At 43.2% G+C, this 25,866-nt stretch carries 29 protein-coding genes, 2 tRNA genes and 2 rRNA genes; 23 read left to right on the top strand and 10 right to left on the bottom strand.

Annotated elements, in window-relative coordinates; genetic code table 11:
* Positions 1-165 precede the first annotated feature (165 nt).
* The 6 genes from F9Y84_RS17145 (at position 166) to folX (ending at position 6,860) form a co-directional block, all read left to right on the top strand.
* Entirely contained in the window at positions 166-3,516 is a 3,351-nt protein-coding gene (locus F9Y84_RS17145) for an ATP-binding protein (RefSeq protein ID WP_147389230.1), read from the top strand.
* 87 nt (positions 3,517-3,603) lie between these two features.
* Positions 3,604-4,233, top strand: coding sequence for a YceH family protein (locus F9Y84_RS17140; RefSeq protein ID WP_147389239.1), 630 nt, complete (start codon positions 3,604-3,606; stop codon positions 4,231-4,233).
* Between the two features lie 61 nt (positions 4,234-4,294).
* Positions 4,295-5,131, top strand: coding sequence for an ammonia-dependent NAD(+) synthetase (gene nadE / locus F9Y84_RS17135; RefSeq protein WP_147389231.1), 837 nt, complete (start codon positions 4,295-4,297; stop codon positions 5,129-5,131).
* 75 nt (positions 5,132-5,206) lie between these two features.
* A complete protein-coding gene (gene folM / locus F9Y84_RS17130; protein WP_147389232.1) occupies positions 5,207-5,923 on the top strand; it encodes a dihydromonapterin reductase in 717 nt (238 codons plus the stop codon).
* Between the two features lie 6 nt (positions 5,924-5,929).
* Positions 5,930-6,484 (top strand): GTP cyclohydrolase I FolE, encoded by a 555-nt coding sequence (gene folE, locus F9Y84_RS17125; RefSeq protein WP_147389233.1) that lies wholly within the window; start codon positions 5,930-5,932, stop codon positions 6,482-6,484.
* 7 nt (positions 6,485-6,491) lie between these two features.
* A complete protein-coding gene (gene folX, locus F9Y84_RS17120) occupies positions 6,492-6,860 on the top strand; it encodes a dihydroneopterin triphosphate 2'-epimerase (RefSeq protein ID WP_128731992.1) in 369 nt (122 codons plus the stop codon).
* A gap of 21 nt (positions 6,861-6,881) precedes the next feature.
* Here folX and F9Y84_RS17115 read toward each other — a convergent pair whose 3' ends face one another.
* The gene (locus F9Y84_RS17115) at positions 6,882-7,310 is read right to left on the bottom strand and encodes a YqaA family protein (protein ID WP_128731991.1); all 429 of its coding nucleotides are present in this window, start codon (positions 7,308-7,310) and stop codon (positions 6,882-6,884) included.
* 120 nt (positions 7,311-7,430) lie between these two features.
* Between F9Y84_RS17115 and F9Y84_RS17110 the strand changes: the two genes are divergently transcribed.
* From F9Y84_RS17110 to F9Y84_RS17100, 3 genes are all read left to right on the top strand, one after another.
* On the top strand, positions 7,431-7,937 hold the full coding sequence (locus tag F9Y84_RS17110) for a TlpA family protein disulfide reductase (RefSeq protein WP_147389234.1): 507 nt from the start codon (positions 7,431-7,433) through the stop codon (positions 7,935-7,937).
* A gap of 12 nt (positions 7,938-7,949) precedes the next feature.
* Positions 7,950-8,414 carry a DUF2721 domain-containing protein gene (locus F9Y84_RS17105; RefSeq protein WP_125253595.1) on the top strand — a complete coding sequence of 155 codons (465 nt, stop codon included), beginning with the start codon at positions 7,950-7,952 and terminating at the stop codon, positions 8,412-8,414.
* Between the two features lie 93 nt (positions 8,415-8,507).
* Positions 8,508-8,954 carry a c-type cytochrome gene (locus tag F9Y84_RS17100; protein WP_125253594.1) on the top strand — a complete coding sequence of 149 codons (447 nt, stop codon included), beginning with the start codon at positions 8,508-8,510 and terminating at the stop codon, positions 8,952-8,954.
* Between the two features lie 152 nt (positions 8,955-9,106).
* Here F9Y84_RS17100 and F9Y84_RS17095 read toward each other — a convergent pair whose 3' ends face one another.
* Positions 9,107-9,292 carry a PA3496 family putative envelope integrity protein gene (locus F9Y84_RS17095; protein WP_147389235.1) on the bottom strand — a complete coding sequence of 62 codons (186 nt, stop codon included), beginning with the start codon at positions 9,290-9,292 and terminating at the stop codon, positions 9,107-9,109.
* A 287-nt stretch (positions 9,293-9,579) separates the two neighbouring features.
* Between F9Y84_RS17095 and F9Y84_RS17090 the strand changes: the two genes are divergently transcribed.
* Positions 9,580-10,365, top strand: a complete 786-nt coding sequence (locus tag F9Y84_RS17090) for a DUF2884 family protein (RefSeq protein WP_147389236.1) — start codon at positions 9,580-9,582, stop codon at positions 10,363-10,365.
* Here the strand turns inward: F9Y84_RS17090 and F9Y84_RS17085 are convergent.
* On the bottom strand, positions 10,358-11,833 hold the full coding sequence (locus F9Y84_RS17085) for an aminotransferase-like domain-containing protein (RefSeq protein ID WP_128731988.1): 1,476 nt from the start codon (positions 11,831-11,833) through the stop codon (positions 10,358-10,360). The genes F9Y84_RS17090 and F9Y84_RS17085 overlap by 8 nt on opposite strands.
* A 108-nt stretch (positions 11,834-11,941) precedes the next feature.
* On the opposite strand from F9Y84_RS17085, the gene F9Y84_RS17080 reads away from it, so the two are divergent.
* Entirely contained in the window at positions 11,942-12,856 is a 915-nt protein-coding gene (locus tag F9Y84_RS17080; RefSeq protein WP_125253591.1) for a DMT family transporter, read from the top strand.
* 41 nt (positions 12,857-12,897) lie between these two features.
* On the opposite strand, the gene F9Y84_RS17075 is transcribed toward F9Y84_RS17080, so the two are convergent.
* Positions 12,898-13,740 (bottom strand): diacylglycerol/lipid kinase family protein, encoded by an 843-nt coding sequence (locus F9Y84_RS17075; RefSeq protein ID WP_125253590.1) that lies wholly within the window; start codon positions 13,738-13,740, stop codon positions 12,898-12,900.
* A gap of 285 nt (positions 13,741-14,025) precedes the next feature.
* On the opposite strand from F9Y84_RS17075, the gene F9Y84_RS17070 reads away from it, so the two are divergent.
* From F9Y84_RS17070 to F9Y84_RS17055, 4 genes are all read left to right on the top strand, one after another.
* Positions 14,026-14,172 carry a hypothetical protein gene (locus F9Y84_RS17070; RefSeq protein ID WP_167508226.1) on the top strand — a complete coding sequence of 49 codons (147 nt, stop codon included), beginning with the start codon at positions 14,026-14,028 and terminating at the stop codon, positions 14,170-14,172.
* Between the two features lie 223 nt (positions 14,173-14,395).
* Positions 14,396-14,486: transfer RNA gene (locus tag F9Y84_RS17065), tRNA-Ser, on the top strand.
* 18 nt (positions 14,487-14,504) lie between these two features.
* A tRNA-Ser gene (locus F9Y84_RS17060) sits at positions 14,505-14,597 on the top strand.
* Between the two features lie 128 nt (positions 14,598-14,725).
* Positions 14,726-15,475 (top strand): MBL fold metallo-hydrolase, encoded by a 750-nt coding sequence (locus F9Y84_RS17055; RefSeq protein ID WP_125253589.1) that lies wholly within the window; start codon positions 14,726-14,728, stop codon positions 15,473-15,475.
* Here F9Y84_RS17055 and F9Y84_RS17050 read toward each other — a convergent pair.
* Complete coding sequence (locus F9Y84_RS17050) at positions 15,472-16,578, bottom strand: aminotransferase class V-fold PLP-dependent enzyme (RefSeq protein ID WP_125253588.1); 1,107 nt, start codon at positions 16,576-16,578, stop codon at positions 15,472-15,474. The genes F9Y84_RS17055 and F9Y84_RS17050 overlap by 4 nt on opposite strands.
* Entirely contained in the window at positions 16,565-17,752 is a 1,188-nt protein-coding gene (locus tag F9Y84_RS17045) for a PrnB family protein (RefSeq protein ID WP_147391140.1), read from the bottom strand. Before F9Y84_RS17045 ends, F9Y84_RS17050 begins: the two co-directional genes overlap by 14 nt.
* Before the next feature lie 116 nt (positions 17,753-17,868).
* Between F9Y84_RS17045 and F9Y84_RS17040 the strand changes: the two genes are divergently transcribed.
* The 3 genes from F9Y84_RS17040 to F9Y84_RS17030 all read left to right on the top strand — a co-directional run bounded on the left by F9Y84_RS17040 (position 17,869) and on the right by F9Y84_RS17030 (position 20,797).
* Positions 17,869-18,336 carry an Lrp/AsnC family transcriptional regulator gene (locus F9Y84_RS17040; RefSeq protein ID WP_125253586.1) on the top strand — a complete coding sequence of 156 codons (468 nt, stop codon included), beginning with the start codon at positions 17,869-17,871 and terminating at the stop codon, positions 18,334-18,336.
* A 63-nt stretch (positions 18,337-18,399) separates the two neighbouring features.
* Positions 18,400-19,674, top strand: coding sequence for an alpha/beta hydrolase (locus F9Y84_RS17035; protein ID WP_147391139.1), 1,275 nt, complete (start codon positions 18,400-18,402; stop codon positions 19,672-19,674).
* On the top strand, positions 19,667-20,797 hold the full coding sequence (locus tag F9Y84_RS17030) for a GNAT family N-acetyltransferase (RefSeq protein ID WP_147391138.1): 1,131 nt from the start codon (positions 19,667-19,669) through the stop codon (positions 20,795-20,797). Before F9Y84_RS17035 ends, F9Y84_RS17030 begins: the two co-directional genes overlap by 8 nt.
* Here F9Y84_RS17030 and F9Y84_RS17025 read toward each other — a convergent pair.
* Positions 20,777-21,367, bottom strand: a complete 591-nt coding sequence (locus tag F9Y84_RS17025) for a DUF938 domain-containing protein (protein ID WP_147391137.1) — start codon at positions 21,365-21,367, stop codon at positions 20,777-20,779. The two genes, F9Y84_RS17030 and F9Y84_RS17025, sit on opposite strands and share 21 nt — an antisense overlap.
* 166 nt (positions 21,368-21,533) lie before the next feature.
* On the opposite strand from F9Y84_RS17025, the gene F9Y84_RS17020 reads away from it, so the two are divergent.
* From F9Y84_RS17020 to F9Y84_RS17000, 5 genes are all read left to right on the top strand, one after another.
* A complete protein-coding gene (locus F9Y84_RS17020; RefSeq protein ID WP_125253582.1) occupies positions 21,534-21,716 on the top strand; it encodes a hypothetical protein in 183 nt (60 codons plus the stop codon).
* Between the two features lie 110 nt (positions 21,717-21,826).
* Positions 21,827-22,237, top strand: coding sequence for a hypothetical protein (locus tag F9Y84_RS17015; protein ID WP_125253581.1), 411 nt, complete (start codon positions 21,827-21,829; stop codon positions 22,235-22,237).
* Positions 22,238-22,245: 8 nt separating this feature from the next.
* Positions 22,246-23,622, top strand: a complete 1,377-nt coding sequence (locus F9Y84_RS17010) for a class II fumarate hydratase (RefSeq protein WP_125253580.1) — start codon at positions 22,246-22,248, stop codon at positions 23,620-23,622.
* 96 nt (positions 23,623-23,718) lie between these two features.
* Complete coding sequence (locus F9Y84_RS17005) at positions 23,719-24,219, top strand: hypothetical protein (RefSeq protein ID WP_147391136.1); 501 nt, start codon at positions 23,719-23,721, stop codon at positions 24,217-24,219.
* 9 nt (positions 24,220-24,228) lie between these two features.
* A complete protein-coding gene (locus F9Y84_RS17000; protein ID WP_147391135.1) occupies positions 24,229-24,609 on the top strand; it encodes a hypothetical protein in 381 nt (126 codons plus the stop codon).
* A gap of 17 nt (positions 24,610-24,626) precedes the next feature.
* Here the strand turns inward: F9Y84_RS17000 and F9Y84_RS16995 are convergent, their stop codons facing one another.
* The 3 genes from F9Y84_RS16995 to F9Y84_RS16985 form a co-directional block, all read right to left on the bottom strand.
* A complete protein-coding gene (locus F9Y84_RS16995; RefSeq protein WP_125253577.1) occupies positions 24,627-24,812 on the bottom strand; it encodes a hypothetical protein in 186 nt (61 codons plus the stop codon).
* 739 nt (positions 24,813-25,551) lie between these two features.
* Positions 25,552-25,665: ribosomal RNA gene (gene rrf, locus F9Y84_RS16990) — 5S ribosomal RNA — on the bottom strand.
* Positions 25,666-25,778: 113 nt separating this feature from the next.
* Positions 25,779-25,866: ribosomal RNA gene (locus F9Y84_RS16985) — 23S ribosomal RNA — on the bottom strand; the annotation flags it as partial.

Here is a 25,866-nt window from a genome sequence, read left to right as displayed (position 1 = left end):
TCAGCTACGCATTTTAGGCCTAGAAGATATAGCACGTCATCGACTTATAGACCAACTTTGCCATAACCATGAGGCAATCAAGTTAAAGCATTTTATTTTTCAATTAGATTTCGCTTTGCGTGTACTGAACTATAGTTAATGCATCGTCTTAAACACAATAGCTCCATGACTTCAGAACTATCAACTTCACCACTTAAATTTCGCTTTATCAAGTCTAGCTTCTGGCTATTGCTCGTCTTGATCATAGCCGTAGCATGGTATGTTGATCAGGTTAATTATCGCCGTCTTGTTGCTATGGAAAAGAGCCGAGCTACCGAAGAAGTGAATGTATATCGTACCAAGATAGAGGGTGTGCTCACCAAAAATGTGCAACTGGTTAGAGGGCTTGGAATTGCACTTGCCGACCAAACCACGCTTTCACAACTTCGCTTTGAGCAACTGGCAAGACCCCTATTCGAGACCAGTCAAGTACTCAGAAATATTGGTGCAGCCCCAGATATGCGGCTTGATTATGTCTATCCACTACAGGGTAATGAAAAAGCCATAGGCCTGGACTACCGCACTCATCCAACACAAAAATATGGCGCTTTACTCGCAAAAGAAAGTCGCGAAATAGTAATGGCTGGACCTATAGAGCTATTACAAGGTGGGACTGGGCTCATTGCTAGAATCCCTGTGTTCAAGGATAAAACACAGTTTTGGGGATTGTTATCCGTCGTGCTGGATATGGAGAGTTTATATCAACAAACCAACTTAATGGCACTGGAAAGCCGATACCTTGTTGCGATTCAAGGCGTTGATGATAAAGGCCAAGAAGGCGAGTATTTTTACGGCAGCAGCAATATTCATTCTTTGTCGCCTATCGCTTTTAGCGTCAATGTGCCATCAGGGCAGTGGGAATTATATGCAGCCCCGAGGATAGGCTGGCAGCCAGAAGCCGCTTCAATATGGCCTTTTCGGCTCGCCATCATCGCACTTATTATCATTTTTATCGCTGCGTTTGTCTTTATCACCCGATTACTAACCCAGTTGCAACGAAACAGTGCAGCACTCACTAACATGGGCATATTAGCTGAAGTAGGCGCATGGGAAATCAATGTGAGTACGCGTGATATTATTTGGTCAGATGTAACGCGAAGCATTTTCTGTGTGCCTAGGCACTTTCAACCAACATGGATGAATACCACAGAGTTTTTTAAAGCTGGATTGCATCGAAGACGTCTGCAAGAGTGTATTGATAGCATCATCAAAACCGGCTCCGAGTTTGAAGGGGAGTTCATCATTCACACCCTGAATGCGGACGAATTATGGGTCTTAGTAAAAGCGCGCTCAGTACGAAAAGGCAAACGCACGACCCATATTTTTGGTTCAATCCAAAATATCAACAAGCGCAAGTTAATGGAAATGGAGCATGACAAATTTGCTAAAAATAATGAACTACTGGCTTATTTAAGTTCTCACGAGGCACTACTGAATAACCAGCTAAATAAGGCCTTTTCGCTATGCGCTGAAACATGTAAAAAAGGGGTAGAGGCAAATAAAGTCAGTATCTGGCAGTTTAATGATGATAAAACGCTTCTTATTCCCGTGTGCTTCTCTAATGCTACGGTAGATAATCTAGTGCACTTCCCACCATGGCGAAAAGCCATTGCACCTGCTTTTTTTAATGAAATAGAAACTGGACAGCTGATCGTCGCGCAACAAGCTGAAAATCATCCAGCAACACTGGCATTATCTGCAACTTACCTTGAGCCATTTGAGATTAAAGCCATGCTTTGCTGTCCCATAAGCCATAAAAATAATACCTTAGGTGTGCTGTGTTCAGAGTATGAAATTGACAATCCAGCATGGGGGCAAAGTGATATTCGGCTCACCAAATCTATTGCCGCGATGCTCGGTAGCTTATTTATCAACAAGGCGCATCAACGAGCAAGAAACCAAGCCATTATAGATAAAGATCTTGCTGAACAATCAGCAAAGATGAAAGCAGAGTTTTTAGCTAGTATGAGCCACGAAATCCGCACCCCACTGAATGGGGTAATGGGCATGATAGAACTTGCCATGCATTCAGAGCTAACAGCAACTCAGCACCACCAGCTTACTCTGGCGCATAGCTCTGCAAAATCACTCCTCACAATCATTAATGATATTCTCGACTTTTCCAAAATCGAAGCGGGAAAACTCACAATTGAGCTGGTTGAGTTTGATTTAATAGAAATGCTAAGCAATATGCTGTGCAGCTTTGTGCGCACGGCGGATGCCAATAACAACAAATTACATATCGACTTGTCGGGAATGAAGGTAAGAAAGGCGCAAACTGATCCAAACCGGCTTAAACAGATACTCAATAACTTACTCAGTAACGCCATCAAATTCACTCATAATGGGTCGGTTACGCTCAGCTGCCACACTGAACAAATTGGTGAGCAAACACACTTGTGGTGTAGTGTTGAAGACACTGGGATAGGCATCTCTAAAGAAAAGCTTAATAAGGTGTTTGACTCATTTACACAAGCAGATCTTTCAACAACGCGCCAATATGGTGGTACCGGACTTGGACTGACCATCGCAAAGCAACTTAGTCAATTACTCGGTGGCGACTTGCAAGCATTCAGTAAAGAAGGTATTGGCAGTACTTTTTCTTGTCATGTACTGTTGAATCAAGCGCAACCTATCCCTGTACAGACACATGCTGACGACGCGACCTTGTATGTATTAACTCAAGCAGCTGAAGACTATAATAAGCTACTTAAACCATGGAACATTACTTGTCTTCGCGTTGATCAAATAGAGACCCTGCTCACTCAGCTTCAAAGCCCTCCATCACATCTAGCCGTCATTTTAGATGCCGAACAGCTATGTGCAGCACCACTCACACAACAACAAACACTAAAAACAGCATTGCTCGAACTCAAGGTAGTGCATGCGGTTGCAGTTGAGGAGCAACATAATCTTGCCATCGATCTTTTTAGTTACTGTGAGCGCGTTTACTATCCAATAACTCCCCATGCCGCACTCAGTGTATTCAATGCAACATTTACCCATCCGACGCAGTCCAGTAGTAACCATACCTCCAATGATGAAGCACCGCTGCTCGGTCGCACCGTATTACTGGTTGAAGACAATAAAATCAATCAAACTGTTGCTACCACTATGTTAGAACGCCTAGGTATCACTGTGGTATGCGCAGAAAATGGCGAGTTGGCACTTACCCACCTACAGTCAATAAAAGTACCTTATGACCTGATATTTATGGACTGCCAAATGCCTATTATGGATGGTTACCAAGCTGCCCAACAAATACGCCAAGGCGTTGCTGGAAAAGTACATCAAGGTTGTGTGATTGTTGCACTCACCGCCAATGCGATGCAAGGTGATAGAGAAAAGTGCCTAAATGCCGGCATGGATGACTATCTCAGTAAGCCAATTAATTTTGATGACCTGAAAGCGAAAATATGGCAGATGCTGCCACCAGAAGACAGCCGATTTGACTCTTCTATTACACAACAAAATTAGCTCACCTACTTTGCTACCTGATTGATTAGCGTTATATTAATCCTTACCAAGGCGATGCTAGCAACCACAATGACAATAAGGAAAGCGATGCAACTCGATGCTCATGAACAACGTGTACTAGGTAGTTTGATTGAAAAGCAAGTCACAACTCCTGAACAATATCCCATGTCTCTTAACAGCCTTACCAACGCATGTAACCAAAAGTCCAACCGTGATCCGGTGATGGAACTTTCTCAACATCAAGTTTTAGACACCCTTAAGCGCTTGCAAGAGAAACGCCTGATCACCTGTGACGAGGCATTATCTGGTCGCGTAGATAAGTATAGCCAACGCTTTTGTAACAGTGACTTTGGCCACTTGAAGGTAGACGCTAAGCAAAAGGCCATTGTTTGCTTGTTACTGTTGCGAGGCGCGCAAACACCTGGCGAATTGAGAACTCGTAGTAATCGCTTAGCCGAATTTTCATCGGTCCAAGAGGTTGAGTCCACACTTGCCACTATGCAGCAAAACGAACACGTTATGAAACTTGCTAGAGAACCCGGTAAGCGAGAGAGTAGGTACCAACATTTATTCGGCGATCAAGCAGAACAAACCAGCGCCATCGCCAGCGATTCAGAGCCAGCAGTACAAAGCCAGACAGAGCTTGAGAGCTTAATGGCTGAGATAGAGCAGCTAAAACAAGAGCTGGCTACAATCAAACAGCATTTAGGACTTTAAAAAACACGCTCATCACAACATAATATAAGCTTATAGCCCCCGAAAGTATTGAGGAACCAGTATGCGTGAAGCAATCATAGCTGAAATGAAAGTTCAGCCTGTTATTGACCCAGAATTTGAAGTTAAACGACGGATCGCTTTTTTGAAAGCGCGGTTACAAGCCTCTGGCTGCTTCACTCTCGTACTTGGGATCAGTGGCGGTGTCGACTCTTCAACCTGCGGACGCTTATGCCAGTTAGCCATTAATGAACTTAACGCAGAGCATGAAACGGGTGCTTATCAATTTATCGCTATGCGCCTACCTTATGGTATCCAAGCAGATGAAGATGAAGCTCAACTTGCACTTGATTTTATTCAGCCGAGCCAGCGCTTAACCGTGAATATTAAACCTGGTGCCGACGCTATGCACGAGCAAGCGTTGGGCGCAATGGCAGGAAGTGCGCTCACTCTACCATCTCAAACCAGCGTCGATTTTATCAAAGGCAATGTCAAAGCACGCCAGCGCATGGTTGCGCAATATGAAATTGCCGGCCTTACTCGTGGCCTAGTTGTTGGTACTGACCATAGCGCAGAGAATATCACCGGCTTTTACACTAAATTTGGTGACGGAGCATGTGATCTCGCCCCGCTGTTTGGTCTATCGAAACGTCAAGTTCGCTCGTTAGCCGCATACCTAGGCGCTCCAACTGGCCTAGTAAACAAAACGCCAACGGCTGATCTTGAGTGTGATCGCCCAGGTCTTGCTGATGAAGAGGCATTGGGCTTGAGTTATGACGATATAGATGACTTCCTTGAGGGCAAACCTATCAGTGATGAAGTGAGTGAAAAGCTCATTACCATTTATCAGCGAACACAGCACAAACGCCAACCTATCCCAACGGTTTACGACGAGTTATAACTCAATTTCTGACGGTGCAGTGCTTGCATTGCACCACAGCCATTACTTTACTTAACCTCTCAAGGTGACTGATTTATGAGCCAAGCAGCTGCACCTATCTTAATAACTGGCGGCGCCCAGCGCATTGGACTTGCTATGGTGCATCATTTTATCGCGCGCCAACAGCCGGTCATATTAACCTATAGAACCAGGCACCAAGTGATCGATGAGTTAGAGACACAAGGCGTCACTTGTATTCATGCTGATTTTGATGAGCCAGATACAATTACCAAACTGACCACGGACATTCGCTCACGCACAAACACACTACGCGCCATTATTCACAACGCATCAAGTTGGGATTGTGAAGCCAATAACCCTGACTACGCAACTCTGTTTGACAACATGATGCGAATACATGCAAAAGTACCCTATTTGATTAATCAAGCATTAGGCGAGTTATTGGCTGACGACGATGCCATTGGTGATGTGATCCACATTACTGATTACGTAGTAGAAAAAGGTAGCCCAAAACATATTGCTTATGCCGCAAGCAAAGCAGCACTAGATAATCTAACGCGATCATTTGCCGCCAAATTTGCATCTAAGGTCAAAGTTAATAGCATTGCACCTTCACTGATTATCTTTAATCAAGATGATAGTGAACAATACAAAGCTAAAACATTGAAAAAGTCTATCATGGGAATAGAGCCTGGGAGCAAAGAGGTCATTAACAGCGTTGAAATGATCTTAAATAGTAATTACATGACGGGTCGTACGATACAAATCGACGGCGGTCGTCATTTGAGGTAGCGCATTATGCAAGACGAATTACGACAGAGTTATAAATCAATCATAGCAGCCGTTGGCGAAGACACGGGTCGAGAGGGATTACTAGATACCCCCAAACGAGCAGCAAAGGCAATGGAGTATCTGACTCAAGGTTACCGACAAACATTGGATGAAATCACCAACAATGCTGTGTTTACCTCAGATGCAGATGACATGGTATTGATCCAAGATATTGAACTGTACTCCATGTGTGAACACCACCTTCTGCCTTTTGTGGGGCGTTGTCATATTGCTTATATTCCAAATGGCAAAGTACTTGGATTATCAAAGTTTGCACGTATTGTTGACATGTTTGCACGACGCTTTCAAATCCAAGAGCAACTTACCCACCAAATTGCCAAAGCTGTAGAAGAAGTAACAGGCGCCAAAGGGGTCGGTGTCATTGTTGAAGCTAAACACATGTGCATGATGATGCGTGGCGTAGAAAAGCAAAACTCCAGCATGCGCACCTCGGTTATGCTTGGTAACTTTAGAAGCGACCCTAAAACACGTAACGAGTTTTTGCAGTTAGTGAAAGGATAAGTACTGTATGTCCAATGCCATCATTAAAGTAACAAATCTAAGACTTCGCACTTTTATTGGCTTTAACCCTGAAGAGCGAGAAAAAAAGCAAGATGTCGTTATCAACCTTGAGATCCACTATCCGGCGGATACGGCATGCTTAGACCACGATAATGTCACCCACGCGCTGAACTATAAAACCGTGACTAAAGCGGTTATCTCCGTGGTTGAAGAAGGGCATTTTTTGTTACTTGAAAAGTTGGTTGCCGACATTCTGTCTGAGTGCCATCGTCACGAAGATGTTACTTATGCAAAAGTAACTGTGGATAAGCCTCATGCACTCAGATTTGCAGACTCGGTTTCTTTGACTCTCGATTGGCACCGAAATAAGCGGTAAATAACGTTGCCCTTCCTTGCCTTATGACATCACCTGTAGGGCAAGGAATATCACGAGCGCATAGCGTACTCCTTTTCCAAGCGCCACTAATAAAAAGAACCAAGTAAATGACGTTCTTAAAGAACCTGCCACCACGGTCAACGGATCGCCAACAATAGGCAACCACGCAAATAACAATGAAAACTTACCATAGCGGTTAAAGTGGGCACATGCGGCATCATACTGCTTTTGAGAAATTGGAAACCACCGCCTATCCCGCCACTTGACGATAAACCACCCTAAATAATAATTCACACAGCTCCCAAGCAAATTACCAGTTGTTGCCGCAACCCATAACCACAGCAACTCACCTTGTTGTTGTGTCACCAAGCCGCTGAGTGCTAGCTCAGAGGAGGCAGGAAGTAAAGTAGCAGCAATAAACGCAAGTCCAAATAACGAAAGATAAATCATAGTGACGAAGGTGATACCAATCTGCGTTAGTAATTAGGTTTTAAGAAATTATCCAAGTGGGGCAATATACTTAAATACACGTCATACTTCAAAAATACTCACACGCTCATAGGACAAAGCATGAAAACAATAATAAAACCCTTGCTGCTTGCTACTTTGCTCACAACCGGGCTAAACGGATGCAGCACGTCTCATGAAGTACCAATTGCATCTGGGTATCAAACCTATATTCAAGTGGGCGAGCGCTTTAAACATCTAAACCTAACCGATATTAACGATAACAAAGTCACATTTGAAGCTGAGCACAAAAAACTGGTGATATTATTTGCAACTTGGTGTTCTGACTCTCAGCGGCTATTGAACGAGTTACAAGCGTCTTCATTACTCAACATGTCAAATTTAACGATTATTGCCATTGGCCGCGAGCAAAATCAGACTACACTGAAACAGTTCAATGATACCCAAGCACTACCTATCCACTTTGTCGCTGATCCTAACCGTACGATTTACAACAGCTATGCAAATAAAGGGATACCTAGGTTAATATTACTCGATGAGCAAAATAACGTATTACAGACACTTATTGGCGAGCAGCCAAACACATTATCAAAACTACGCTGGAATTAATGAGGTACTACCATGACGCCTGATGTTGTTAGCATTCTTACCATGGCAAAAGTGATTCAAACCGCTGTGGCACCGGTGTTTTTAATAACAGGGATTGCAGCGACCTTAGGGGTACTGTCAAATCGGTTAGCGAGAATTACTGACAGAGCGCGCTTGCTAGATAGAAAAATCAATAGCACACAAGACGAAGAGCTAAAAATGCACTTTTGTCGTGAAATGCGAGCTTTATTAAAGCGCTCTCGCTTTATTCATATCGCATTTAGTATGAGCGTCCTTAGTGCACTTTTAGTTTGTGCCGTGGTTATGCTCCTGTTCATGTCACACTTGTACAGTATGCCACTTGGCATTACGCTGTCAGCTTGCTTTATCGCTGCAATGGTTTTACTGATTGGTGCATTTGTTTCCTTGCTAGCAGAAATTTTTCTTGCTACCCGTAGCATGCGTCGAGGTATGATATTCAAAGATATTGAGAGCTAACATCGGTAAATTATCGATGACATTCATCGCAATTGTTTGCTTGTATTTAAAAGTTACACTGACAATAGGGAAAATAATTAGGGGTTTACGACTATGAAGAAACTACTTACCGTCACACTATTAAGCTGCCTTGCGGCAACCGCACAGGCGAACACCATGTTTGAATCTGCGGAAGATGCCATTCAATACCGTCAAGCATCTTTCCAGCTGATCCGCTTCCAAATCGGTAACATGGGGGACATGTTAAAGGGCAAAGTACCTTTCGATGCCGAAGCATTTAAGCAACGCGCACAAAATGCTGCACAATTATCAAAAATGCCATGGGAAGCTTTTATCGAAGGTTCAGATAAGGGAAGCACTGACGCACTACCGGCCATTTGGTCAGACCGCGCTGAGTTTGATGGCAAAGCCAAAAAGTTTGCCGAATACGCACAAGCACTAGCGGTAGCTGCAGAATCAGGTGATAAGAAGATCATCGCTTCAGCATTTAAAGACTGGGCGAAGGGCTGCAAAGACTGCCACCAGTCATTCAAAGACTAAACAAAACAGCCGCGCATGCGGCTGCTTATGAGGTCTGTGAGCTGGTGTGTAATCCGTTTCAGGCCTTTATACCTCTGGCCTTACGTCATCCAACCACCCTATTACCTAGCGATAATAGTATTCACAACTTTATTCGTGATAGACGTACAATATCAATCGTCAATATAGTCGAAATCATCGTAGCCTAGATTTCTACGTAGGCGTTTTTGCTCTAAGTAGTCGTCTAGCTTTCTTTTGACTTTACGTTTTTGCTTATCATGTTGGTTACGACCCAACTTTTCAAATTCATCATCAGCAAAATCATCATCAAGCGCATCGTAAGAGAATGTCTTACCCACAACTTACTCCAAATAATATAGTCATTAATAAAATGAGAACCGTCTCTCAAGATCACTATTTAGCGTTAAATTTGCATTCTTAAAAGTGAGACTTTTTTGTCTTCACAATAAAAAATTTTTATCGGATTGTAGAAAGTGATAAGAATAGCTAAATTTTAGTCAATTCCATTATTTTTTAAACACTTCACTCCACACCTAAAAACCACAACATTCTGATTATATTAAACTTATTAATTGGCACCTTTTTTGTAATGTCATATTTGTCACTGAGCCAATAAGGATTGACTATGAATAAAATTATCTTACTAACCGCCGCAACAATGATGAGCACCACGGTTGCAGCGCATGAACAGCATACCGTTACCTTTAACGATGAAAATTGTGAAGTCGAGTTTCAAAATGACGTTCGTATCACACCGGATAATTTAGTTATCACCACAGCAAGCCATGCAACAGCAGAGATCACCAGTCAAGGAACCCTTACGCTCAATGGCGACACCATCCCCCTCAATCAACAACAACAAGCAATGCTAACGCAATATAGTGAACAATTAAGAGGTCGGCTGCCCCAAGTCGCCAATATCGCCTTTGAGGGCATCAAACTAGCAGGAGTTGCGCTCAACGAGGTTGCCACAACATTCAACCTAACCAATCTCGATGATATTCATGCAGTGATAAACGATTTTGAAACTCAAGTACACGGTACATTTTACCAGCAAGGTGCATTCGTCATGGGCAAACAAACCTTCGATGACTTTGGTAGTAACTTTGATGAGCAATTTAATGAAAAAGTAGAAACCGTTATCAAAGGAGCGATGATGCAATCAATCGGCAGCTTACTTGTGACGATTGGCACTGAAATGTCAAATTCAAATGGTGATATGAGTGCTTTTGAGCAACGTATGGAAGACTTTGCGACACAAATAGAGACCAAAGTGACACAACAAGCACAAGCCATCGAGCAAAAAGCCGACAGCTTATGTGGTGAGTTTGAGCAGATAGCCCATCACGAAGCCATTGTTGCAAACGCTATTCCTGAGATGTCCGCCTATCAGTTATTTAAATTTAAGTAATACCATTAAAGGGGGTCAGATCCCCCCTTTTTCTTTGTATTTCAGCCAGTTTACCCAATGTTACAATGGCTTGTTCCAATTCATCTGACCATGGTAAGCCATAGCTTATACGAATACAGTTTTGATATTTTTTACTCGCGCTAAAAAGCGTGCCAGGTGTGATGCTAATACCTGCTGCTAACGCTTGCTGGAATAAAACAGCGCCATCTACTTGCTTACCCAAATCTAGCCACAGCACGCACCCACCTTTGGGGCGACTAACACGAACCTCATCCCCAAATGCAAAATTTACCGCAAGGATCATGCGATCACGATTTTCAATGAGCCGTTTGCGAACGAGCTTTAAGTGGCGCTCGTATCCTCCTGAGCTGAGAAAATCCGCTAAAGCCCATTGGTTCATCAAAGAGGATGAACAACTCAATGCGCGTTTGATACGCTTCGCTTTTGCACTAAATTGTGACGCTACCATCCAGCCAACTCGGTAGCTTGGTGCTGCCGTTTTTGAAAATGAAGCACAGGTGATCACTAACCCCTTTTTACTGTAAGCCTGCGCAGGTATACCACGCTGTTCGGTAAAGTAGAGATCGCCATATACATCATCCTCTATCAGCACCACCTCTCGCTGCTCCAGTAACTCCACTAATTGCGCGCGTCGAGCATCTGGCATATAACTTCCCAGCGGGTTACTTATACTGGTAGAAAAGACGCAAGCACGAATATCATGTTTATCCAAAGCTTTCTCTAAATCATCAAGCCAAATACCATCGTCAGGGCACACAGGTATTTCAATTGCTTTCAGCCCTAAGTTTTCTACTAGCTCAACAATGCCGAAGTAGCATGGCGACTCAATAGCGATGACATCACCAGGGTGTGTTACCGCCTGTAGCGCAATTGCTAGCGCCTCTTGAGCACCATTAGTAATAACAAGCTCATCCATGCTAACTGCCAGCCCCATATCCAAATAACGCCTTATTATTTGTTTTTTTAAACTATCCAAACCATCCATCGGACCATAATTAATCAACTCACTGCCAGCTTCTTTCATCACTCGGCGCATGATTTTTGCGAGCACCTGCTCTGTACCTGCGATCGCAATTGGATTTGCAATCCCCAGTGGCACAGCGTGCGATTGATGAATGCCACAGTACACCTGCTCAATCAATGCCTGTTTATTCACAACGACAGGGTTGGCTGGCAATCTTGCGCGTTTCGGTGAATGTTTTACAGGAGGATCTTCACATAAGAAATAACCTGACTTTTCTTTCGCGATGACCTTTCCTTGCGCCTCTAGTGTTTGATAGGCCTGCTTAACAGTTGGAATACTGACATTCAGATTTTGCGCCATTGCGCGAAGTGATGGCAGTTTTTCTCCCGGCAAAATAGACGCTTGCTCCGCCATTAATAAAATCATTTGGATTACTTGTTGATATAAAAAAGCGGATTGCTGACGCTCGATCACTGTACTCATAAATAAAATAATCTGTATAGGTTTAAAATAACAAATTCTGTATATAGCTTATACAGAATAGCAGCGTACACTACGCACATCTACTGTTGTTTTAATTTAGAGCCGATCATGAAAAATCTGTTTCTCTATACTATTACCGTGTTGATATGGGGCTCAACTTGGCTGGCCATCGAGTATCAGCTAGGCAACGTTAATGAGTTTGTATCACTATTTTACCGTTTTGGTCTTGCGGCGATCTGTATGTGGGTATTTGTTTTTTACAAACGGGTGCCGATGCGCTTTTGCCGCCGCGATCATGGCTTTTTTATTTTACTCGCTCTGTGTAACTTTGGTGCTAACTATTTATTTCTGTATTGGGCTCAAGCACATTTAAATTCGGCAATGGCTTCGATTGCATTTTCTTTATTGCTAGTCGTCAATATCATTAATACAAAGCTGTTTTTTGCCAAGCCAATTGCCAAACGTATTTACTTTGGTGCGTCGCTCGGCACGCTTGGTATAGTCAGCTTATTTTGGCACGATTTGGTCGCATTTGATTTGCAAAGCGATGCCTTCATGGGGTTATTATTAGCTCTATCGGGAACAGTAGTCGCGTCACTTGGCAATATGGTGAGCGTGCGTAACTCAAACCAGCAAATTGATGTAATGGCAGGAAATGCTTGGGGTATGCTATATAGCGCCATCATGCTGGCCACTTATGTGGCCTTCAGTGAGCATCAATTTATCAACCAAGCTCCTGCATCTTATTGGTGGTCACTTATTTATCTTAGTGTATTTGGCACCGTCATTGCTTTTGGTTGTTATTTCTCTTTGCTCAAGAATATTGGTCCAGAGAAAGCCAGTTATTTAATTGTGTTATTTCCGTTTGTTGCTGTAGCGTTGAGCACTTTGTTTGAAGGCTTTGAATGGCAACAAAATACGTTCATTGGATTTATTTTGGTCATCCTTGGCAATGCAATTGTATTAACTCCTTTGGATCGCATTTACACATGGTTGTCCATTCGGTCCCCAGTTAGAAGTTGAGGTTTTACCAATACTTTGGCTTCTTACTTTTTAGCGCCATTTTATGATGGCGCTTTTTTTATGCTCAACGCTTGGCGGCAACATGTGATGGTTGCTGGTGTGCGCCCAACAATTTCACCATCGGCCTCAATATCATATCCCGCTTGTGCTATACAAAGTTCGGTAATACGGTCGTGATGCACATTTTTCGCGCCAATATGGCGCTTAAGCAACATACTGGCAAATACTACCACCCGCTGCCAATGTGTTTTCGGTGTAAACCACAGCAGCTCCAATTGCCCATCATTCAAGCTGGCCATAGGCGCAGGAGTTAGCCCTGCACCAAAGTGTTTACCATTGGCGAGCAACAGCATCATACCGTGCTCAGGCCATGTTTTACTGTGATAGCAGATTGATTTTGCACTAAATAGCGAAATTAATCCCGCATAGGTATAGCTAAGCTTTCCCAAGCGCTTCTTTTGCCCCAAATTATTCATTACATGCGCGTTAAACCCAACGCCTGCAACATTAACAAACCAGCGGCTATCTACTTTACCCAAGTCAATATTGGTAACTTGATCTGAAAATACGGCAGCTCGCCACTGTGCTTTGGAGTAGTTAAACTGCCGTGCAAAATCATTACCCGTACCAGCAGGAAGCAAGGCGAGTGGATTATTACGCCGAGCGATGGCGTTGGCAACTAAGTGTAAGGTGCCATCTCCACCAATTACTACTACTGTCGTCCCTGTCGTCGTCGCTTTTACTATTGCATCTCTGTCTGATACAAAGTTGCCGGTGGTATTAAACCAAGTTGCCGTTATCTGCTGTTGTTTTAATTGTTGCTTTAACCATGCGATCTGCGCATCTCCCTCAGCACCCGATAAAGGGTTAACCACCACCAGCATAAAGCCTCTCAAATACAAAAAATCAACTTATATGAATAAACAACCAATAAAACAATTGGCACACAAAACAAAGAAAACCAAACAAATGATTTAATTGAAGTTAATCGAACACAAGATAAATACCCATTCGCATAAATATGCAAAACCACAATTTTACAAACAGGGAAAAACACAAAATACATTAGTTATTTTTATCCGAAAACAGTAATTTTTATCGTTTTAAATTTGAACAAACTGCGTGCAAAATAGCCTTGTTTTCAACCATAGTTTAATTAGGAGCCAGACATGCTTAATTCAGCTGCGCCTTGCAGCCCATCACAAAACACGCTTAACCAAACGCAAGCAACGAAACAACGTCGACTCAATTTGACGAAGTGGCTCGCAGTCTGTGGTCAACACTTAGCGTTAAAAGGCGTGATTATGTATAAGTAAGTCTGCACAGAGCATGGCGTCCCAACCCGCCATGCTCTCGTCAGCATTTGTTTAAATAGACCACAAAAGCATCACTTCAACCAGTACTTTTGATAAAATCCCCCTGTCAAACCGCTAATTTCTGGCACAATTTTAAAAAAAACCTATTTTTAGAACATTTTTTAAGCAAACAGTTTAAAAATGGTTTACAGCGCTTAAATCGCTAAGTATTATCTTTGCCCATGGAGAGATGGCTGAGTGGTTGAAAGCACCGGTCTTGAAAACCGGCATACGTTAATAGCGTATCTAGGGTTCAAATCCCTATCTCTCCGCCATTTTTAAAGTATTGCGCCGGAGAGGTGGCCGAGTGGCTGAAGGCGCTCCCCTGCTAAGGGAGTATAGGGTTTGTAGCCCTATCGAGGGTTCGAATCCCTCCCCCTCCGCCATGACTTATAAGAAAACCGCTTAATTGCGGTTTTTTTATGCCTGAAATTTATCACGTTCATATGACAACTGGTCAGATGTCTTTAACCTATGCTATGTTGATATCTGATTAGGGATATGAGTATGACTAATGAAAATCCATACCTTAGAAGGTTATATTCAACATATTTATTTGGTTGAGCACGGCTCAGAGCTACTGTTACTTGATGGCTGCTGTCGTGCCGATGTTGACGTGGTCTGCCATTTTATTCAGCAACTACAAAAACCTCTTAGTGCACTCAAACTTATTGTCGTCACACATATGCACCCAGATCATGCCGGTGGTGCGCACAAACTCAGAAAACTCACGGGCGCTAAAATAGCGACGGCAAATGCACCCAGTCAGTGGTATCGTGGTATCGATGGTGTCATGATGCACCTTTCTGATATGGCGTTGGCTCTATGGGTTGCAGGAAGAAAGCGTAAAGCGAAACGTAACCTGTGGTACCCAAGACGCCTTGCACCAGACTTTTTCTTGGCCGATGGTGATAAGCTGCCTTATTTCGAGCAGTGGCAAGCTATTCATACCCCAGGCCATACTGACAGAGACATTAGCTTACTACATCAACCTAGCGGGCGTATGTATGTTGCAGATTTGACCGTCAAGGTAAAAGGGCAGTTTGTTGCACCCTTTCCAGTCTTCTATCCTCGATTATATCGATTGTCGCTAGCCAAAGTAAAAGCATTGCAGCCTCACTCCTTGATATTGGCACATCAAGGAGAAGTGCCTGCAAGCGACATTGATTTCGATGCGTTAATCGCAAATGCGCCTAAACAACCAATGACCCATTGGCGCTCTGTGAAAAAGAAAACAAAGCGCGCTTTGGGTCTCGGTCGCTAATTAACAACATGAAGCAGCGCCTCAATATCTGCCTGATCGTTATAAATGTGAGGTGAAACACGGATACCGTAACGTCTATTATCAACTGCAATGTTGGCTTGCTTAAGACGCGATCTGACTTGTTCATGATATGGCCCAAAATCTAGAATAGCGGTTCCAGAACACATACTCTGATCTGTCGGAGAGTAATAAAATTCAGGTAATGCCTTTTGGAGTTTTGCCAACAAGGTAACGTTGTGTTCACGCACCGTGTTAATACCTACGTTTACAAAATAATTCAGGCTATGACCTGCATAGATATATGGCGCAACGCTTGGTGTGCCTCCCCAAAAGCGTAGCGCACTCTCATTAGGTTCAAAATGATGGATATTAAACTCGAATGGGTTTTGATGAGAAAACCAGCCAACATCTTTTGGTTCGCAATAAGGTAGGATACTTTTATTCACCCACATAAAACCAGCCCCGGGACCTGCACAACTCCATTTAACACAAGATCCTACGACACAATCAGCATCCCATTTATTTAAGTTTATAGGCAGCACACAAAGTGACTGAGCGATATCAATAATGGTGCGACAACCCTGTTGTTTTGCATATTGAATAATTTCAGCCACCGGTGCCTGCTGGCCACTATTGGAGTATACATGGCTCACAAAAACCCAATCAATTTGCTCATCGATATATTGCTGCCATACCGCAAGATCATACATATCAAATGACTCTGGAATATACACAATCTCGACATTATCCAACGCATTTTGTAGCGCAAATCCCATGCTCGGGAAATCTTGTTCACTCATCAATACACGAACTTTGCGAATACCACTCTCAGGCAAGCTCATCGCCCACTTTGTTAAGCCGCTAGACAAATTGGTTTGTGGACAAAATAGCCTAGCTTCTGAGCTCAGCAATTCAGCCAGTGCACTGGTAAATCGCTCGATACCATCGAGCCATTGCTGCCAAGGTTCTTGATTCTGCTGCTGCCATGGCATAATAAACTTCTGTTGAAAATCAGCCTCGGCTGATTTCAACATACGACCAACTGAGTGACTTAATAAATAATGGCCAGGCGCTAAGTGAAAATCATCTTTAAAGGTTGTCATTCTGTTCTCCTAGCGCCTCACGCAGTCGTTTCAAGTCATTGTATCGTGTAAAGATATCGTCGCGGTTAGCCGCCGCCCTACGATCGCGCAAGTCCGCAAGCTGCTGCAATAGGACTTCTAAAGGTGGACCACTGGCTGTCACCTTACTCAAATGCTGTTGCTGCATCGCCTGCGAAGGTTTGGCAATATACTTTTCTACCAGTTGATTATGATGCTGAATAGCTGTATCGCCATGGAGTTTACATACTTGCACAAACAAATTAGCAGCAGGCGCAAACCACTCACGCTTTGGTGTATTCAATGCTGCCAAAAAAGCATCCATAAGATTAGGTGTACGCATACACTCTCGTAATGTAGCTTGATCTTCAGGCATCATAAATAAGAATTTTTCCACCAGCATTTGACCATAACTAATATCATTAGCTGGACACAATCCCAACATCATATCGATAACATTGATACCCGCAAAATCTCCAGCGTTAGCGCCACGATAGACTTCTTTACCAACTCGGTATGGTTTGTAGTAAGGGCGCACCACATAGAAGAACGCTTCAGCGTCTAAGGCATTAAACAATGCTCGATTAGACTCTATTACTTCAAGCAGCGCTTGCTTAACTTGTTTGAGTAGCACCAATGACATGGGATGAGAAATGCCCAAATGATGTACCTTCATTAACGATTCGGACGCTCGTTTATAGGCAAGAATAGCCTGAGTATTGTAGTCAATAAATAAGCGCTCTGCGGGGTGTGAAGTAAAGCGTTTATATACCCCATTCACTGCGCGATTATGGGTAGTGAGATGTGCGGTAGCAAACCTTGGTGTAACCCCCAAAGAGGCACCAATGTGCATAGCAAGTGCAGAAGCTTGTTTTAATGGCGAAGCCTGTTCGCGACTTGGTTCGGTAATTTCATGACGCCGACATGCGGCCATAAAAAGCCCAACATTGCCTAATAAATCAAAAGCTTGATCAAATCCTTCATCGGTATTGCCTTCCTCCAATAAGGCTTGGATCAGTCGATTACCTTCTTCTTGTAACTGTATTTTTAGTGCTTCGCCAACGCCTTCAACGTTCGCTTTATCTTGTTGCTGCCAGTAAAGGTGCTCAAGCTTATCGTTTATGTCAACAAACTGCCCTCTGATCCAAGCATCAAATTGTACGGCTAATGAACTCATGATTACTTCTCGTGATTATTCCATTATTAAGGCTAACAAATCACCAAGAGCATAATTTGCCAATTTTCTCTAAAAGTTTAATACTGATTAGCAATAATCACTCTTTTATTTCGCTTATGTCAGAAAATCTTGATGCTAAGGACAAACTGCTCCTGGCCGCATTACAACATAATGCCCGTTTGAGTAATGCCTCACTCGCTGAAAAAGCCAACCTTTCTGATACCCCTTGTCTACGACGCGTAAAGCGGTTACAAGAGACGGGGGTGATTTCTGGTTATCATGCTGCACTAGATAGAACGCAGGTTAATTTGAGTATCTTGGTTTATGCGTTTATAAAACTCAGTGAAAATACCGCAGCTGCTGCCCAGTTATTTGAACAACACGTAGAATCTGAAGATCAGGTGATCAGCTGTTCTGTGATCTCTGGCAGTTATGATTATTTATTGGAAATCGTAGCAAAGGATTTACCTAGTTATGAGCAATTTGCCAAACATCAACTGGGCGCCTGTAAGGTCATTAGCGGGATTGAATCAACGATTGTCCTAAAGCAAACTTTTGCAAAACGCATATTACCGATCCGTTGAGCGTTTTTATTGTCACGTGATCTCGCTATACTGCTTCAAACCTATAGCTTAAAAGGATTGAATATGCGTCACTACTTCACCTCCACAGTACTAGCTTGTAGCTTGCTTGTTTCACCTTTGGCCATTGCCCAAGATTGCACAACCCAAGTAAGTGATATGTCGCTATTCACCAAAAGCAAAGCATCAGGGTTATTTCGTGAAGCAATTGATAAAGGTCCTGTCACTATTGATATAACGAATATAACTAGCTTTGACGATTATATTCGCTCGACCAAAGCAGTTATTGAAAATCGCAATCCTCGCGCCGCACTACCATGCCCGTTAATGACACCGACAGCAAGATTGCTGAATCTTACAAACCCGAAGGTAAGTGATCTGATTGCGCCATTTACACTTGACCATGGCAACAAAGATAAGGCTGTGCTGCTTATCCATGGGCTAACTGACTCTCCTTTTACTTTTCACTATCTCGCAGCAGCGCTCTATGAAGCAGGATACAATGTCAGAACCATGTTATTGCCAGGTCACGCCACCGCAGCGAGTGATTTAACCGAAGTCGATATCGACGATTGGCAAGCACATACAGATTATGCCATTTCACAGACGAGCAAAGATTTTACGCATTTTTCCGTACTTGGCTATTCTACAGGTGCCGCTTTGATGCTTAGTAGCATAGCGAAGCATAAGCCCAATAATTTAGAAGCTGTTGCACTGATCTCTCCCGCTACAGAGCCACATAATAAGAATGGTTGGCTCGCCAAATGGATTGATTACGTGCCATTTGTCAATTGGATAGATGAAGACGCTGATTTGGATTTCGCCAAATATGAATCTTTCCCGTGGCATGGCGCAACGTTGGCCCATCAGGCTATGGCACCACTCAAATCACTCTCTACTTTGCCAAATGTACCGATGTTCATCAGCTATAGCGATGTTGATACCACTATAGACAATCATGCAACGGCAAAGTTACTCGAAAAGTGGCAACCTAAGTCAGCATTGACCCAATTTATCTACTCGGAAACGCCATCGACTAAGCTGGGTGTGAATTATCGGAGCGTGAGAGCCGACAACATTATCGATATGTCTCATATTGGTATTTTACAGCCACCTGATCATATTTTTTATGGCCAAAAAGGTCCTTATCGTAACTGCACCAGTTACCACTTAAAAGACCAAGCCTTCGTTAACTGCCGCACTGGTAAAACTGTCCATTTTGGTGAGCGTCACGAAGAAAACATGAAACAACACAAACCTTTGGCACGGATCACATTTAACCCTGATTACAGCAACTTTGAGCAAGCACTGCTCGCATTTTTTGACGGCCACAATGACTGAGTACCAACACAGATTTATTCATTCTCTGACAGAAGTGACAGAAGCGCAGTGGGAACGTGTTTCACCACCACATGTATTTACAAGTTACGAGTGGCTGCTTGCATTAGAGTTAAGCGGCTGCACCAGCAAAGAAACGGGCTGGATACCTCATCATCTAATGATTGAACGCCAAGGTGAGTTAATTGCGATTTTGCCAGGTTATATTAAATCGCACTCTTATGGCGAGTACGTTTTTGATTGGGCTTTTGCTGAAGCCTACGAGCGTCATGGAGTAGATTATTATCCTAAATGGCTGTGTGGCGTCCCCTTTACGCCCACGCAGGGACCAAGAATCTTAACTAAAGCACCCTCTGCTGATCTACTTGAATATATTAACGCGACGCTCACGAGCCTCGCTCCACTGGGTATTAGTGGCGTCCATATTAATTTTTGTCAACAAAGCGACTTACTCGCTCAAAGTCATTTAACGATGCGCCGCAATGTACAATTCCATTGGCACAATAAAGGTTACGCAGGGTTCGAAGATTTTCTCGCGCAACTCACATCAAGAAAGCGTAAAATGGTCACAAAAGAACGCCAAGCCGTGACTGCCCAAAGTATTAATATCAGTTGGATTGATGGCAAAGAAATAAGCACAGCACAGCTCGATGCCTTTTTTCTCAGCTACCAACTTACCTACCTTAAACGCTCACGACACCAAGGCTATCTCTCGCGCGACTTTTTCCAGCAAGTTATCACCTCAATGCCAGATAAGTTTCGCCTTTGCTGTGCCTACTTAAACCACGACATTATTGCCACTAGTTTATACCTTGTGGATAGTGACACCTTGTATGGTCGCTATTGGGGCGCGATTGAGGATAGTTACGACTTTTTGCACTTTGAGCTGTGTTACTATCAAGGTATAGAGTACGCCATTGCCAACCAACTTGCAGTCTTTGATGCCGGTGCTCAGGGTGAGCATAAGCTGGTGAGGGGCTTTGAGCCGGTGTGGAGGCAATCGTATCACCGCTTATTTCAACCTGACTTTCAGCAGGCGCTTGAAGACTTTACCAAGCGCGAAGCTGATGCACTCGAGCATTACTTTATCGAGTGCCAAGCAAAGCTACCGTTTAAACACCAATAAGCGATTATTAGCCGGCATCGCATAGTCTTGCTGTAGTGTAAGTCCTTGCTCTTTAGCAAGCGCCAATACCCATTCTTGATCGCGAATACCACTATTCTGGTCTTGCGACTTTAGATAGGCATCAAACTCTCGATTACTTTCGCTGGTAAATTCGCCTTGATAATTAAACGGCCCATAAACTATCAGGTAGCCGCTTTCTTTAAGGTGTTGTCCTACTCCAGTGATTAAACGTTCCACGAGGGTTGATGACACAATGTGCAAGGTATTAGCGGTATAAATCACATCATAACGCTGATTAATAGGCCACCCATGGTGTAAGTCTAGCGCCAATGGCGGTAAAACATTTTCAAGCTCAGCGTCATCCAGCCACGCATAAATACCAGCGTGATTGACCTCTCTATCTGCTGTTTGCCATATTAAATGCGGTAATGCCGCAGCAAAGTGCACTGCATGCTGACCCGTACCAGAGCCTATCTCTAGGACTTCCAAAGGCTTGCTTAGATAAGGAGTAAGCTTTTCTAAAATCGGATGTTTATTGTTTTCACACGCTTGAGAGTAAGGTTTTGTCATCTCGTTTGCACTATTTTGATCAAATTATGCGCCTCATTGAGGCAAGCCTTTATATTAATTGCAAGGTAAATAGCCCAAAGTTTCACTAAATGATTAAAACTCAGAAAGAAATTTATTTTGGTACGACTTCTGCTAAGTTTAAAGAGTACTAAGAGGAGAAGCGAGCATGAAAATTTCAGAGATCACCCAAATGCCTAGCCAACTAAAAAGCGAAGGACTTGTCCTGAAGCAGCGAAAAAACGCGTTCACCAAAAGCCGCGCCTATCGGCAAGAAGTCGCTAATCTTATGCAGCTTGAAGAGCAAGAAAAAGAACATTCCGAACAGCAGTATCTCCTTGGTTATAATTAACACTCACTTTTTAAATTCATTTCAGACTCATAGTGAGCTGCTATGCTGAATACCAAACTCAAGTTTGGTAGGGTAAATACAAAAGCTTGAATTGCTAACCAAACGATGTAATGATAATTGTTATCATTACATCGTTTGGTTTTGTATCTATGCAGCTTGCTACTTTATTACAGACTTACCGTGCGAAGCTTAATCGCCACTGCCAGCGGCCACAACTAGAGGCCCCGCTCTTAGTTGCTGAATATATCTCAGCAGGAATAGACATGGCTAAATGGTATGAGCGCCACAATAACCCGCTGCTGCAAGAGTTTTATCTCAGAAATACATTATCTGAGCTATTAGAGCAGATTGCCGATCCTCTCGTTGATACAGCCATACGTAAGCAATGTATGGATCAATTATTCAAGCCTTTGCTGGCATTAAAACGGTTTTATAAACATCACCATACTTCGTCGCAGCAATTTCTTAAGCTCCAGCGAGATGCGTGCCAAACCTGCCAGCAGTTTAACCCTTTTTATTAGGAGCAACGATGACTACTTTTCGTCAAGAATCCGATAGTATGGGAACACTAGATGTTCCAGAGCATGCGCTCTACAAGGCGCAAACACAGCGTGCAGTAAACAACTTTCCTATTAGTGGTATCACCATGCCAAGTAGCTTTATCAAAGCGCTGGCCTACATCAAACAAGCTGCAGCTGAAACCAACCAATCCCTTGGCCATTTACCAAGTGACAAAGCAAAAGCAATAGTGACTGCCTGCCAACAGCTAATTGATGGCAAACACTTAGATCAATTCCCAGTTGATGTCTTTCAGACTGGTTCTGGCACCAGTTCAAATATGAATGCCAATGAGGTGATAGCCACATTAGCCTCACAACTTAGCGGACTGACTGTACACCCTAATGACGATGTTAATATGGGTCAAAGCTCGAATGATGTGATACCAACAGCCATTCATGTCAGTAGTGCAATTACTGCTGTATATGACCTATTACCCGCACTAAAACACTTATCTCGTAGTATTGAACAAAAAGCAGAACAAGTCGGTCATCATGTCAAAACCGGCCGAACTCATCTAATGGACGCAATGCCTGTGACATTCGCACAGGCATTAAGTGGCTGGCAAGCGCAAGTAGACAACGCTTGTCAGGGAATTGTTCATTCATTAGAAAAAGTGTACGAGTTAGGTCAAGGTGGAACGGCGGTAGGCACAGGTATTAATGCCGATCCACAGTTCGCGAAATTATTTAGCCAAAACCTGAGCACTAACATCGGGATCCGATTTAGCCAAGGCAGTAACTTTTTTTACCATATCGGTTCACAAGACGCGATTGTGGGACTTTCTGGACAACTTAAAACTTTTGCCGTGGCGCAAATGAAAATCGCTAACGATTTACGCTGGATGAATTCTGGTCCCCTTGCTGGATTAGGTGAAATTGAGCTTGAGGCGCTCCAACCCGGCTCTTCCATTATGCCAGGAAAAGTAAACCCCGTTATTCCAGAAGCAGCAGCAATGGCCAGTGCTCAAGTGATAGGTAATGACGCCACAATCAGTGTTGCTGGGCAATCTGGTAACTTTGAGCTAAATGTGATGCTGCCAGTGATTGCATTGAATGTATTACAGAGTATCGAAATTCTCTCAAACACAGCACGACTTCTAGCTGATAAAGCCGTTGCCAGCTTCACAGTTAATGAAGTAAATATTCAAAAAGCTCTGGCAAAAAATCCGATCCTTGTGACTGCACTGAACCCTGTGATCGGGTATGAAAAAGCAGCACAAATAGCCAAACTAGCATACAAAGAAGGTCGCCCTATCATCGAGGTGGCTGCGGAGCAAACCGATCTGAGTGAAGCTGAGCTCAAGTCATTACTTGACCCGAACAAACTTACCAAAGGCGGTTTATAAATAAATCCTTTTCAGCCTGTAAGGATACAGGCTGTTGAGCTTGCTATTCCTCAAGGACTTGCGTAGTTTAATTAGCAAACATGAGGAGAGCATATAATGAACAAAATGATCCCCACCTTACTGGTTACATTTTTATTATTTGGCTGCCAGGGAGAAGCAATTAAAAAAGATGTAACAACGCAAAATACCACTAACGCACAGCCGCAGAGCGGGCTACAAGCTGAAGATAAAAAACCCAAAGAGACAAACTTAGCCATCCAAGTAGACAGCCAAAAACTAGATAGTTCAGATATTGCCGCCTACAAACAATCACTAGAAGGCGTAAGTGCTGACAAAAGTTGCGATACTAATACACAATGCAAAGTGATCGCAGTTGGCGCTCGAGCCTGCGGCGGCCCTTCTTCTTATTTGGTGTATTCAACAAAGTCTGCGAATGAAAAACAAGTAATGCAGTTAGCGGATCAAATCACAAAGCTTGAGCGTGCTTTTAATAAGCAAAATCAAATGATGAGTATCTGTCAGCATTTAATTGAACCGGCAACACAATGCGTTGAAAATAAATGTGTTAAACTCCAAAAGAACCATTCTGCATACTAGAGGCAATTAATGAAGTTAGCTATCTCTCTCACTTGCATCAGTGCACTCCTTATAGTGCTACCTGGCTGTGAAATGACATCAACTAGTGTAACAAGTAGCCTAGATAGCCAATATACGCTCTCAGATATCAGAGCTAGTATTAAGTGTGATGCAAGCTACCAATGTAAAGTGGTCGGTATAGGTGAGCGATTGACATGTGGGGGTCCAAGAGAATATATAATTTATTCGACCAAACATACCAATGAACAAGAAATTGAAAAAGTCGTCGCCAATATTACCAGACAAGAAAAGCTGGATAACGAAGAAAAAACACCAGCGGTGAGTTGTGAGCCAGTGATGCCAGTGCAAACACTATGTATTGCCAACACTTGCCAAGCAGTACCACTTTAAACTGACAAGTGCTTAAATCATCGTGCAAGTTCACTGATCACAGAAACAAGCATGACTAAAAGCCCACAAATACTTGCATTGATAATGTACTTTACTTCGAGCCGCTTTTTCACCCAGTAGCTGTACATAAAACGAATTAGGTAAGTGGCTGAAGTACCAAACAGTGCAAATATAACTAATAGCGCAATTAAATGAAATGACACACTAAGTCCCTCTGTTTTTAGTCAATCATATCGTTAATTAGCCCTTCCATGTAGCCCTTATTACATAAAACCGAATAGTTGATCACACCAGCAAAAATACAATAAGAACAGCCTACTATTTCTTCTGTCGTACAGATGCACAGCTCGGCGGGTAAACCGCCTCCTACCAGTGCTGCACCTTGTTGATGTTGTAGTGGGAGCGTTTACCTCGCGATGTTGCAAAGTTGGATGTTTTATTCTTTTTGTTTGATAGACCCAACAGCTCGGCGGGTAAGCCGCCTCCTACCAGTGCAGCACTATGGTGGTGTCCTGGTGGGAGCGAGTTTACCTCGCGAGGTGTTGATTATCTTGTGAGGTTTTCTTTTCAAATCCCACATAGCAAAAAAAACCGTCGCATTGCTGCAACGGGTTTGACGTACATGGATGCACTAATGTCGATTAGATTCATGGATGAATGCGGTTAATCGGCCTTTTATAAGGCCCTGGCTCGCTACGAAGTAGGATGTTCTACTTTCACATGGGAAGCCCACACTATCATTGACCGGGGCCGACCCTTCGCGGGGCTCGCCTTCGGCTGTTTTGTTTCACTTCTGAGTTTGGGTGACGAGAAACCGAAGCACCGCTTCGCAGTTCGAGGAAATGAGCGCAAGGACGCGTGAAGGGGAGATACTACATGGAAGTACTTTACTTCAAACGCAAAAAAGCCCGACTCTCTCGAATCGGGCTTTCTCTAATAAGGCCCTGACGATGTTCTACTTTCACATGGGAAGCCCACACTATCATCGACGCTGTTTTGTTTCACTTCTGAGTTCGGCATGGGGTCAGGTGGTTCCAAAACGCTATGGTCATCAGGAAATTCTGTTCATTAATGAAGTATCCTTCATTAATATAAATCTGGAAAAAGCTATTAAATTCTTTGTCTACTTTAGTCTATTAACTTCTGTCGCTAAACCACTTTGGCGTTGTATGGTTAAGCCTCACGGGTAATTAGTACGAGTTAGCTTAATGCCTCACAGCACTTCCACATCTCGCCTATCAACGTTGTAGTCTTCAA

The sequence above is a fragment of the Pseudoalteromonas peptidolytica genome (assembly GCF_012641745.1).
GTDB lineage: Bacteria > Pseudomonadota > Gammaproteobacteria > Enterobacterales > Alteromonadaceae > Pseudoalteromonas > Pseudoalteromonas peptidolytica.
This window is presented reverse-complemented; position numbering and strand designations above follow the sequence as displayed.

What these genes read in the sequence shown, in the direction of transcription:
- F9Y84_RS17145 (WP_147389230.1), top strand. Translation starts at nt 166, where the DNA reads ATGACTTCAGAACTATCAACTTCACCACTTAAATTTCGCTTTATCAAG.
- F9Y84_RS17140 (WP_147389239.1), top strand. Translation starts at nt 3,604, where the DNA reads ATGCAACTCGATGCTCATGAACAACGTGTACTAGGTAGTTTGATTGAA.
- nadE (WP_147389231.1), top strand. Translation starts at nt 4,295, where the DNA reads ATGCGTGAAGCAATCATAGCTGAAATGAAAGTTCAGCCTGTTATTGAC.
- folM (WP_147389232.1), top strand. Translation starts at nt 5,207, where the DNA reads ATGAGCCAAGCAGCTGCACCTATCTTAATAACTGGCGGCGCCCAGCGC.
- folE (WP_147389233.1), top strand. Translation starts at nt 5,930, where the DNA reads ATGCAAGACGAATTACGACAGAGTTATAAATCAATCATAGCAGCCGTT.
- folX (WP_128731992.1), top strand. Translation starts at nt 6,492, where the DNA reads ATGTCCAATGCCATCATTAAAGTAACAAATCTAAGACTTCGCACTTTT.
- F9Y84_RS17115 (WP_128731991.1), bottom strand. Translation starts at nt 7,310, where the DNA reads ATGATTTATCTTTCGTTATTTGGACTTGCGTTTATTGCTGCTACTTTA.
- F9Y84_RS17110 (WP_147389234.1), top strand. Translation starts at nt 7,431, where the DNA reads ATGAAAACAATAATAAAACCCTTGCTGCTTGCTACTTTGCTCACAACC.
- F9Y84_RS17105 (WP_125253595.1), top strand. Translation starts at nt 7,950, where the DNA reads ATGACGCCTGATGTTGTTAGCATTCTTACCATGGCAAAAGTGATTCAA.
- F9Y84_RS17100 (WP_125253594.1), top strand. Translation starts at nt 8,508, where the DNA reads ATGAAGAAACTACTTACCGTCACACTATTAAGCTGCCTTGCGGCAACC.
- F9Y84_RS17090 (WP_147389236.1), top strand. Translation starts at nt 9,580, where the DNA reads ATGAATAAAATTATCTTACTAACCGCCGCAACAATGATGAGCACCACG.
- F9Y84_RS17085 (WP_128731988.1), bottom strand. Translation starts at nt 11,833, where the DNA reads ATGAGTACAGTGATCGAGCGTCAGCAATCCGCTTTTTTATATCAACAA.
- F9Y84_RS17080 (WP_125253591.1), top strand. Translation starts at nt 11,942, where the DNA reads ATGAAAAATCTGTTTCTCTATACTATTACCGTGTTGATATGGGGCTCA.
- F9Y84_RS17075 (WP_125253590.1), bottom strand. Translation starts at nt 13,740, where the DNA reads ATGCTGGTGGTGGTTAACCCTTTATCGGGTGCTGAGGGAGATGCGCAG.
- F9Y84_RS17070 (WP_167508226.1), top strand. Translation starts at nt 14,026, where the DNA reads ATGCTTAATTCAGCTGCGCCTTGCAGCCCATCACAAAACACGCTTAAC.
- F9Y84_RS17055 (WP_125253589.1), top strand. Translation starts at nt 14,726, where the DNA reads ATGAAAATCCATACCTTAGAAGGTTATATTCAACATATTTATTTGGTT.
- F9Y84_RS17050 (WP_125253588.1), bottom strand. Translation starts at nt 16,578, where the DNA reads ATGACAACCTTTAAAGATGATTTTCACTTAGCGCCTGGCCATTATTTA.
- F9Y84_RS17045 (WP_147391140.1), bottom strand. Translation starts at nt 17,752, where the DNA reads ATGAGTTCATTAGCCGTACAATTTGATGCTTGGATCAGAGGGCAGTTT.
- F9Y84_RS17040 (WP_125253586.1), top strand. Translation starts at nt 17,869, where the DNA reads ATGTCAGAAAATCTTGATGCTAAGGACAAACTGCTCCTGGCCGCATTA.
- F9Y84_RS17035 (WP_147391139.1), top strand. Translation starts at nt 18,400, where the DNA reads ATGCGTCACTACTTCACCTCCACAGTACTAGCTTGTAGCTTGCTTGTT.
- F9Y84_RS17030 (WP_147391138.1), top strand. Translation starts at nt 19,667, where the DNA reads ATGACTGAGTACCAACACAGATTTATTCATTCTCTGACAGAAGTGACA.
- F9Y84_RS17025 (WP_147391137.1), bottom strand. Translation starts at nt 21,367, where the DNA reads ATGACAAAACCTTACTCTCAAGCGTGTGAAAACAATAAACATCCGATT.
- F9Y84_RS17020 (WP_125253582.1), top strand. Translation starts at nt 21,534, where the DNA reads ATGAAAATTTCAGAGATCACCCAAATGCCTAGCCAACTAAAAAGCGAA.
- F9Y84_RS17015 (WP_125253581.1), top strand. Translation starts at nt 21,827, where the DNA reads ATGATAATTGTTATCATTACATCGTTTGGTTTTGTATCTATGCAGCTT.
- F9Y84_RS17010 (WP_125253580.1), top strand. Translation starts at nt 22,246, where the DNA reads ATGACTACTTTTCGTCAAGAATCCGATAGTATGGGAACACTAGATGTT.
- F9Y84_RS17005 (WP_147391136.1), top strand. Translation starts at nt 23,719, where the DNA reads ATGAACAAAATGATCCCCACCTTACTGGTTACATTTTTATTATTTGGC.
- F9Y84_RS17000 (WP_147391135.1), top strand. Translation starts at nt 24,229, where the DNA reads ATGAAGTTAGCTATCTCTCTCACTTGCATCAGTGCACTCCTTATAGTG.